General features: G+C 59.0%; 9 protein-coding genes. 2 read left to right on the top strand and 7 right to left on the bottom strand.

The features are described 5' to 3' along the window. The 3 genes from LJY18_RS21125 to LJY18_RS21115 all read right to left on the bottom strand — a co-directional run. Positions 1-441 (bottom strand): circularly permuted type 2 ATP-grasp protein (locus tag LJY18_RS21125; RefSeq protein ID WP_238044165.1); only part of this gene is annotated, 441 nt, incomplete at its 3' end. A 172-nt stretch (positions 442-613) separates the two neighbouring features. Then, positions 614-1,321, bottom strand: a complete 708-nt coding sequence (locus tag LJY18_RS21120; RefSeq protein ID WP_238044163.1) for a type 1 glutamine amidotransferase — start codon at positions 1,319-1,321, stop codon at positions 614-616. A gap of 123 nt (positions 1,322-1,444) precedes the next feature. Continuing rightward, on the bottom strand, positions 1,445-1,786 hold the full coding sequence (locus LJY18_RS21115; protein WP_238044161.1) for a ribonuclease E inhibitor RraB: 342 nt from the start codon (positions 1,784-1,786) through the stop codon (positions 1,445-1,447). Between the two features lie 758 nt (positions 1,787-2,544). Here LJY18_RS21115 and LJY18_RS21110 point away from each other — a divergent pair. After that, a complete protein-coding gene (locus LJY18_RS21110; RefSeq protein WP_238044159.1) occupies positions 2,545-3,429 on the top strand; it encodes an SDR family NAD(P)-dependent oxidoreductase in 885 nt (294 codons plus the stop codon). A 378-nt stretch (positions 3,430-3,807) separates the two neighbouring features. Beyond that, positions 3,808-4,077 carry a hypothetical protein gene (locus LJY18_RS21105; RefSeq protein ID WP_238044157.1) on the top strand — a complete coding sequence of 90 codons (270 nt, stop codon included), beginning with the start codon at positions 3,808-3,810 and terminating at the stop codon, positions 4,075-4,077. 74 nt (positions 4,078-4,151) lie between these two features. Here the strand turns inward: LJY18_RS21105 and trhA are convergent, their stop codons facing one another. The 4 genes from trhA to LJY18_RS21085 form a co-directional block, all read right to left on the bottom strand. Beyond that, positions 4,152-4,769 (bottom strand): PAQR family membrane homeostasis protein TrhA, encoded by a 618-nt coding sequence (gene trhA, locus LJY18_RS21100; RefSeq protein ID WP_238044155.1) that lies wholly within the window; start codon positions 4,767-4,769, stop codon positions 4,152-4,154. A gap of 285 nt (positions 4,770-5,054) precedes the next feature. After that, positions 5,055-7,136, bottom strand: coding sequence for an LTA synthase family protein (locus LJY18_RS21095; RefSeq protein WP_238044152.1), 2,082 nt, complete (start codon positions 7,134-7,136; stop codon positions 5,055-5,057). Between the two features lie 4 nt (positions 7,137-7,140). Continuing rightward, the gene (locus LJY18_RS21090) at positions 7,141-7,998 is read right to left on the bottom strand and encodes a hypothetical protein (RefSeq protein WP_238044150.1); all 858 of its coding nucleotides are present in this window, start codon (positions 7,996-7,998) and stop codon (positions 7,141-7,143) included. A gap of 210 nt (positions 7,999-8,208) precedes the next feature. Beyond that, complete coding sequence (locus tag LJY18_RS21085) at positions 8,209-8,673, bottom strand: bacteriohemerythrin (RefSeq protein WP_238044148.1); 465 nt, start codon at positions 8,671-8,673, stop codon at positions 8,209-8,211. Positions 8,674-8,822: the final 149 nt, after the last annotated feature.

The raw sequence follows: 8,822 nt of genomic DNA, 5'->3' as shown, positions 1-8,822 counted from the left end.
CACCAGATCGACCCCGGCGATGTGCGCATAGAGATCGCGGTGCAGGTCGAGGCCCTGCATGGCGATCTGGTAGCCCTCGTTGGCCAGCACCTGCTCGGCCGGAATGATCCCGGCCTTGATGATGCGCTGCTCGTGATAGAGATCGGCGAGGAACATGTTCAGCGCCTGCACGCGCTGGATGCAGCCGCGCTCGACCATGCGCCACTCGCTGGCCGGAATGCTGCGCGGAATGGTGTCGAAGGGGATCAGTCGCTCGGTACCCTGCTCATCGCCATACAGGGTGAAGGTGATGCCGGCGCGGTGAAACAGCAGATCCGCCTCGCGGCGGCGCAGGTCCAGTTGTTCTGGAGGGATTGCCGCCAGCCATCGGGCGAACGCTTGATAGTGCGGACGGCATTCGCCATTCGCCAGGTACATCTCGTCATAAAAGGTGCGGACCATGCCGTGCTCCTTGTCACGCGGACACACCAAAGCACTGCAAAGCCCGAGCCACCGGACTTATCCATTAATAATCATAGGCTTAGGAAATAAACGAGTCTTCTACGCACCAATCGGGAGCAATCCCGTGCGCTTCAGCTGGCGTCACGCACTGCCAGGCGGCGTGCCGTGCATCTCAAACCAGCGCCAGCTGCAACCAATGCCGATAGAAACCTTCGGCCACCTGGTTGAGGGCAGCTATTTTGCCCGGCAAATCATCGAGCATCTGCGCCTGGCTCTGCTGGCTGGGCTGACGCTCATCAAGCAGATGCAACCAGTCGCCGAGCCATTGCCGCACCAACGCCTCGGTCATTTCCGGGTGTCCCTGCATGGCGAAGATCTTCTCACCCCAGCTGAACGCCTGATTGTCGCACCAGGGGCTGCTCAATAACGGTCGGGCGCCATGCGGCAGGTCGAAGGTATCGCCATGCCACTGGAAGACCGGAAACTGCTGCGGCACATGGGCCAACCAGGGACTCGCCACGGCCCCGTGCACCTGCTCGAGCATTTGCCAACCGCTCTCGGTGTAAGGCATACGGCTGACTTCGGCGCCCAATGCCTTGGCCAGCAACTGACCACCCAGGCAGTGGCCGATCAGCGGGATATCGCGCCGGATGAAATGCTCCAGCGCCGCTATTTCAGTTGCCAGCCAGGGTAAGGGGTCGTTGACGCTCATGGGGCCACCCATGATCGCCACGGCCTTGGGACGATCCAGATCGACGTCATCGAGCTCGCCAAGGTCGACCCGTAGCGTATGAAAGTCCAGCCGCGCCTCATCGAGCACCTTGGCCAAATGACCCGGCGGACAATAATCGATGTGGGTAAGAATCAGGATATCGCTCATCAACAGCCTCCGCCGCCAAGTCTGCAGCAAAGCGGATGCTCGGGTCGAGAGGGCAATAGCGAAAGATAAGCGCATCGGCCAGCCAGGAACCGGCCGATGCTCGTTGCGGGAGCTAACTGACGATCAAGGCTGCAGGGTTTTGACCTCCTGCGTCACACCCCAACCATCCAGTTTGCCGCCAAGCGGGGCCACGACCGACTCCAGATCATGCTCGAAGTCGCCAATGCCATCGTAGGTCGCATACATCACCTTGCTCACCTGCAGGTGCCAGGCGCCGTCATCACGCTCGGTGACCAAGGCATGCAAGGACTCGCCACGAAAGTTTCTGGTCGCCATGCGTGCCCGCTCCTCATCCGGGAAAATGGCGTAGAACTCGATGGGATGGAAGCTGGTGAAGTCAAAACCACCCTCTTTCATCCGCCGCAAAACTCCGTTACTGACATCATCGTGCAAGGCTGTGCTCATGAAGTGATCTCCTCAGCGATGGAAGGATTAACTGCTTTCCCATTGCAACCGCCATAACCACGACGGTGTTGCGACACCTGTAACCATGCCGCCCGAGATTCAAGCAAGGAGCTGCTTGATGTGTCATAAGCCAGACCTGAAGACAGGGCTGGTCGACGATGCGCCATTCAGAGCGAATGGCGCGAAGCTATCGAGTGCAGAGTAGCGCGAAGCAGAAAGTTTTGCAGGGCCAAAAGATAACTTGTGACAAAACCGGCGACCGGCAGCAGGTTGCCGGGTGAGGCGGTAATTTGCGCAACACTTCAAGCGCATCCCGGATCAGCCTAGCTACAAGGCGCTCCGGAGCCTCACGCCCGACTCTGCCATGGGCTTGTGACCAGCCGGCCTCGGCGAGGATTTAGGGTGCCCACGTGCTTGAGAACCGGCACGACGAAACGCTGCCGGGTCAACATGGGCGTGCTGACGATAGGCGGTATCAATCCGGCGCCGGCAATGTGGAGCGACAGTTCATCCTCACCGACCTCGATCAACAGGAGGCGCCAGACCCTGGCGCTAGCGGTCTCGTACCACTCATACGCTCCGAAGATGCCAACCTATACAGGCAACAAATGCTGTTGGTAGACAGGCGGTCCCCAGGCTAGATATCCATGTTGCCTAACGCGCGACTGCTTAACGGACAGCGCCGGAGCGAAAACACTCGTGCGTCGTTTCAGACGGCGCACTTAATTCCAGCAATTGGGTGGGACAGAAGACTTTTTATGCAAACTCTTATTGGAAAAACCGCATTCATCACCGGCGCCGCCGAAGGCATCGGTTTTCACATCGCGCGCACCTTCGCGCAGCAGGGTATGAACGTGATGTTGGCGGACATCGACGCCGTTATGCTGGAGCAGGCGCGGCAAACGCTGAAAGCTGAGGGCCATAGTGTGGCCGCCGTAGTCTGCGATGTGGCGAAACGCGATGCGCTGGAAACAGCGGCCAAGGCTACGCTGGAATGTTTCGGCAAGGTGCATGTGCTGGTGAACAATGCCGGCGTATCGGTGGCAGGGCCTCAGGATCGGATTTCGGAAAGCAATTGGCGCTGGATTATCGATGTAAACCTGATGGGCGTGGTTTATGGCGCACAGGTTTTTGTTCCCCTGATCAAGGAGCACGGTGAAGGTGGCCATGTGATCAATGTGGCATCGGTAGCTGGTACGCTCGGCATACCCTTTGCCGGTCCTTACTGTGCGACTAAAGCGGCGGTGGTGTCGCTCTCAGAGAGTTGGCAAGGCGAGTTCAAGTCGGCCGGCATCGGCGTTTCGGTACTCTGCCCGGCGTTTGCCAAGTCCCGTATTTACTGCAGTGAGCGCAACCGCCAGGCGCAATACGGCGGTGTTCCTGGGCTGAATGCAAAACCGAGCCCCCGTACCCTTGAGGTCGCGGCTAAGGCAAAAGAAGCGGTAACCACGGGTATCGACACGGTTATCGTGGCCGAGCGGTTGCTGGAAGCGGTGTTGAATAACGAACTCTATGTTTTTACTCACCCCCATTACCGGCCGGTGGTGGAAGGCCGCAGCCAGCAATTGAGCCTGGCCTTTGATGCCGCCGATGCCAGCCCGGCACTGAAATCTGTGGAACCGGGTGAAATCACTTCACTGTAGATCAAGTAAAGGGGCATTAGAGGATCGCGGTTTACTCGACAATTGGGGGGCTAGCCGAACTATTAGACCAAGCCCTCCACAGCGCTGGGTGCGACTCTCGAGATTGAATACGCCGCTTTTGCGGATCAGGCCGAGCAAGCGACCGTTGTCGACGATCAGCACCACGTGGCCTTCGGCTCAAGGCTGCGCAGGCGAGGATAGCCGCCGAAAACTGGAGGGGATCAGCATGTGCTATACCATCGAGAGCAGGGAAAAGTAGCGAGGAACGCGCCGTGCCCATATCCCGAACGGATATCCTGCCGCCCACCAGGCTCTTTGACCGATTCAATTCTAGCCGTGCGGATCTGCCAGAGACCTTTGAATAAAGAGGTTGATCTCATGACCACGATGCAATGCACTCACCGCGACCACATCATTACCGCTGACGTTGTCGAACACCCGGGCATTCCGACACCCTGGGCTGGCGGCTTCCATATCACCACCCCCGACGGCCGCACCACCAGACGGCTACCGCTGCCCCTCGACCAGGCCTTTCTCGCAGAACTGGAAAGTGCCCAGCGTGCCTCCATCGCACACGGCAAATGGTTGGTTGATCAATGCCTGGATCAAGGTGTGGCCCTCTTCGACAAACCCGCCGCCACGGCCTGAGCGCTTTTTCACAAGCTCTGGCGACGTTTCGTCGGATACGGGTATACGCGAGCACTCTCGGTGCTCGCGCCGTATCAGAGGACGTAGAACAGTATCGCGACGAAATGCAGCAGGCTGCCGACCATGACAAACAGGTGCCAGATACCATGCCAATGCCGGAAGCGGCTGTCGTAGACGAAGAAAATGATCCCGACCGTGTAGAAAACGCCACCCGCCGCCAACCAGGTGAAGCCCGCAGTGCCCAGGCCGGCAATTAACGGCTGGACTGCCACCAGGACGATCCAGCCCATCAGCGCATAGATCACCAGCGACAGCACCCGTGCCTCGGAGCGTGGTTTGATCTCTTGTAGCATGCCGATCAGTGCCAGTAGCCAGACCACTGCGAACAGCGACCAGCCCCAGGGGCCGCGCAAGGTCACCAGGCAGAACGGCGTATAACTGCCGGCGATCAACAGGTAAATCGACAGGTGATCGAGCTTGCGCATGATCACCTTGGCCCGCCCCTGCACGCTGTGATAGATGGTCGAGACACTGTAGAGCAGCAGCAAGGTGACGCCGTAGATGGCGACACTGACGATCTTCATCGGCTCGCCATCCAGGCTCGCCAGCACCAGCAGCCAGAGCGCCCCGATGCACGCCAGCACAGCACCGACCAAATGGGTCCAGGCGTTGAATTTTTCCCCGTGATACATGTGTCAGCAACCTCGATCTAGCACGCAGGCACCAGCGCTTAGCGCTTTTTACGCAACGCGCCGGCTACTGTAAACGATGCTCGCAAAAGCATGGCACACGCGCATACCAATCAAGTAGCGGACTCAACAATTGGCCACCAGCCAGACAACTGATGACTGCTGTTGTAGGAGGGCCGACCCAGCGCGATGCCTGTGCAGGTGGCCGACCGTATCGGCATCGGAATGCTTGCGATGCGATCCGTCAGCTACAAAACAGCAGGCCATCCGGCGCAACCCTCAGCCGCCTCACTGCCGCTCAGGCGACCCACCCTCCACGCCGGCACTGTTATCCAGCAAGCTCTTGGTGGCCGTCTGCAGGAAGGCCTCGAGATTCTGCTGCAGTTCAGGATCGATATCACTGTGTACGCGCGTGGCGCTCGGCTCGGCTCCTAGGCGATAGTCATACAACCGCGGCTCAAACCCCTTGGGCTGAATCAGAATGCGCTTGGAGGTTACCAAGGCCACGGTCTGATCGCCGCCCGAGGGCTTGATCACACCGATGCCCAGATCACCTTGCGGCAGATTGAGCAGGTCGCGCCCCCAGCACTGGTGACGCACCTCGCCGCCAAGGCGGCCCATGATGGTCGGCACTATGTCGACCTGGGTGCCGACCGTGTGGCTGACGGCGCCGAATTTGTCCTGGATGCCCGGGGCGATCAGCAATAGCGGCACGTTGAAGCGAAACAGATCCATCTCGGTCAGTTGCTCGGTGCTGCCAAAGCCATGATCGCCGACCACCACGAACAGGGTGTCCTTGAAATACGGCGCCTTGCGCGCCTTGTCGAAGAACTGACCGAGCGCCCAGTCGGCATAGCGCATGGCGGTGAGGTGTTCATCGGCCGAGCCGTGACCGGTCACCGGCTCGACCGGCAGATCCGCTGGCAAGGCATAGGGGGTGTGGTTGGACAGCGTTTGCAGCAAGGCATAGAACGGCTTGGCGCCGAAGTTGTTGGCCAGCTCGCTGGCACCACGGTCGAACATGTCCTGGTCGGATACCCCCCAGGTCGGGTCCATGAATACCGGATCGACGAAGTCCTCGCGGCCGATGAAATTGCTCATGCCCTGGTTGCTGAAGAAGCCCGACTGGTTGTCCCACTGAAAGTTGCCGTTGTAGACGTACAGGTTGTCGTAGCCGCGCGCACCGAGCAGTTGCGGCAGGCCGGAGAACTTGTTCGCGCCTTCTGGGGTGCGCATCAGGTACTCGAAACTCGGCAAGTTGGGGAAGCAGGCCATGCTGGCAAACATGCCCTGGTGGGTATGGGTGCCGTTGGAAAAGAAGCGATCGAACAACAGGCCCTCTTTCGCCAGCTTGTCGAAGTTCGGCGTGATATTGCCCGGATAACCCATGGCGCCGACAAAATGACCGGCAAAGCTTTCCATCAGGATCACCACCACGTTGCGAATCGGCAAGGTGGCGTCGGCGGGCGGAGTGAAGTCACGGCGGATCGCTGCGGTGTCGGCATCGACCAGCTGATCGTAAGGGGTCAGGAGCAGTTTGCGCACGGTTTCCTGGGCCAGCTGGTCGGTCATGGTCGACTGCCAGGCATTTTCACGGTGCGAGGAAAAACTGGCTTGGGCAGCCGAGACCAGGGTCAAGGTGCCATTCAGGCCGAGCTGATTGGCAAACATCGACTCGGTGGTATAGGCATCGCCCCAGCGCAGCGGCGGCCCCTGGCTGATGTGGCCACGGGCCGCAATCACGGCCACCACCAGGCAGACGCCGAAGGTAGCGATGCGCCAATACCAGGCCGGCGCGCCGGTGGCTGATGACGACAGCTTGGCCGCTGGCCGACTGTGCAGATCCAGGCGTTTGAACAGCTCGCTCAGCAACCAGGTCGCAACACCCCAGGCAAGCAGGTAGCGGCCGACCGGGAAGCCGTTCCACAGCATGCTCAGGACAGTCTTGGGGTCTTCCTGAAAGTACTGGAACACCAGGCTATTGAGGCGCTGATGAAATTCACGGTAGAAGTCCAGTTCGGACAACCCGAGAAACAGGGTGACGCTGGCGAATCCCGTCAGCCAGAAGCGCTGCAAGCCTCGGGCAGCCATGGCGCGCACGCTGAGTAACGACAGCAGCAACGGGATGCAGGCATAGACCACCACCCGCAGATCGAATCGCAGGCCGTTGAGAAAGGCCTCGGCAAAGCTTACTGCAGGCGTCACGCCAATCAACTCGCTGTTGTAGACCAGCAAGGCAACACGCAGCAAGGCATAGATCAGCAGCAGCGCCATCGCACTCAAGAGGGTGAAGACCAAGTGGCTTTGCAGGGTCGGACGCGCGCGAAGAGCTGCCGACGAGGGATGCTTAAAGGCCGGAGTGGAGGCCATAGATTCAGATTCCGTGAGGTCGACGCTTGAGTTCGAGGATGCGCTTACGGCCTTGCTCGGCCAGCAAGTAGCGGCCGGGTTCCAAGGCGATGATGGTTTGGGCGGAGCGCAAATGTTGCATGACTACCTGCAACTCTCCCGACGCATCGAGCAACAGCAGCCGAGCCATATGGGTACTGTCTTCAGTGATCCACAGGCCGTCGGCGGTGCACAGTAAAAAACCCGGCTGGTTGAGGCCGGCCTGAACCAATGTGTCCTCCCCCGAGGCTTGCCACTGCTTGACCCAACCTTCTTTCTTCTCGCTATAGAACAACCGTCCATCGGCACAGACCGTCACCGCTTCGCCCTCATTCAGGCCCTCACGCAAGGTGACGACTTCACCGTTGATGGAGTCGTAACGCAACAGCCGACCACGGTGCTTGTCCTGGATGACATACAGGTAATGGCCGTCGCTGGCGATACCCTCGACACTGTCGCTGGAGAACAGCGGCTCGGCCATGTCGCCCTGCAATAGCAACAGCGGTCGTTTGTCCGCTTCCTGACTGACCGCCACACCGGGACCAAATGAGGCCAGCCCGTCTGGTTTGGACAAGCCATTCAAGACCGTCGTTAGACTACCGTCACGGTTTTGCCTGAGGATGGTGCCCTTGCCGTCGGAAAATTCCTGACTGATATACAGCCTGCCCTGAGCATCGAGGGCCAAGGCACTGACGCGGTCAATATCCGCTTGAAAAACCTGATATTGCCAATCAGAGGAAGTGCTGACCGGGTAGAAATGCCGCCAGGCGGGGTAAGCCAAGCCAGGCACAACCAGTACCAGGCAGCTCAACAACCAACGCCTGTAGCGCAAAGATAATTGCATCGACACCACTCCACAGCCAACTCAGTGAAAACGGCGGAAAGTCTGCCAAGTCCGATGTGAAAATTGTGTCGCGAAGGCTGTCGCGCGCAGCCTTCTTGTGGCGGGTGCCCCGCTTATGGGTTATTGCGTCCTGGATGAGCAGCCGCTACTGCACTGGGACGCTTATCCCTAGCAGCCGCACCAGTTTTGCGCGTAAAAGTCAGGCAAGCCTCAGGTAAAGAACTTCTTCATCGAGCGCGAGAACCAGCCTCCAGCCTGTTGATTGCTAACCAGTCTATTCATATTGTCTTTTACCGCCTGCACATACCCGGCGTCGTCGCTGCGGATATGGTTGAACAACCAGCGCGAGAGCAGACTGAGTAATTCATCGGTGATGTCCTCGCCGGCCTGGAAGCGCAGGTTGAAGTCCTTGACCCGAGCAATGAAGATTTCATGAACACGCTTGTGCGGACGCGTGAACTCGTAGCCGGCCTCCTCCAGCAGCGATTCCTCGAAGGCGAAATGCGACAGGGTGTAATCCACCAAACCGTTGAGCACGTCCCCCACTTCACCGCCACTGCCCCCACTCACCTTCGCCTGGTGCAGGGAATTGATCATGTCGACAATGCGTTTGTGCTGGTCATCGATGACTTGAATGCCCGTATTCAGATCGTCCTGCCAAACCAGATAACTCATTTCCCTCAGCCCTTAGTATGCCGCTCGACTGCAATGCGAGCGCTGCGCCAAGGCTACTCAAGTGCTCTGGAATGGGGGCTGACGCAGATCAGTGAATAGTTGCTTAGGAGCCTATCGACGAAATCAAGGCAATTGAACGGAGGTCATTC

This window comes from Pseudomonas sp. MMS21 TM103, assembly GCF_022132145.1.
In the GTDB taxonomy this organism is placed as follows: domain Bacteria; phylum Pseudomonadota; class Gammaproteobacteria; order Pseudomonadales; family Pseudomonadaceae; genus Aquipseudomonas.
This window is presented reverse-complemented; position numbering and strand designations above follow the sequence as displayed.

Excerpts from the sequence above, each read along its gene's own strand:
- LJY18_RS21120 (WP_238044163.1), bottom strand. The coding sequence starts at position 1,321 with ATGAGCGATATCCTGATTCTTACCCACATCGATTATTGTCCGCCGGGT.
- trhA (WP_238044155.1), bottom strand. The coding sequence starts at position 4,769 with ATGTATCACGGGGAAAAATTCAACGCCTGGACCCATTTGGTCGGTGCT.
- LJY18_RS21095 (WP_238044152.1), bottom strand. The coding sequence starts at position 7,136 with ATGGCCTCCACTCCGGCCTTTAAGCATCCCTCGTCGGCAGCTCTTCGC.
- LJY18_RS21115 (WP_238044161.1), bottom strand. The coding sequence starts at position 1,786 with ATGAGCACAGCCTTGCACGATGATGTCAGTAACGGAGTTTTGCGGCGG.
- LJY18_RS21090 (WP_238044150.1), bottom strand. The coding sequence starts at position 7,998 with ATGCAATTATCTTTGCGCTACAGGCGTTGGTTGTTGAGCTGCCTGGTA.
- LJY18_RS21105 (WP_238044157.1), top strand. The coding sequence starts at position 3,808 with ATGACCACGATGCAATGCACTCACCGCGACCACATCATTACCGCTGAC.
- LJY18_RS21085 (WP_238044148.1), bottom strand. The coding sequence starts at position 8,673 with ATGAGTTATCTGGTTTGGCAGGACGATCTGAATACGGGCATTCAAGTC.
- LJY18_RS21110 (WP_238044159.1), top strand. The coding sequence starts at position 2,545 with ATGCAAACTCTTATTGGAAAAACCGCATTCATCACCGGCGCCGCCGAA.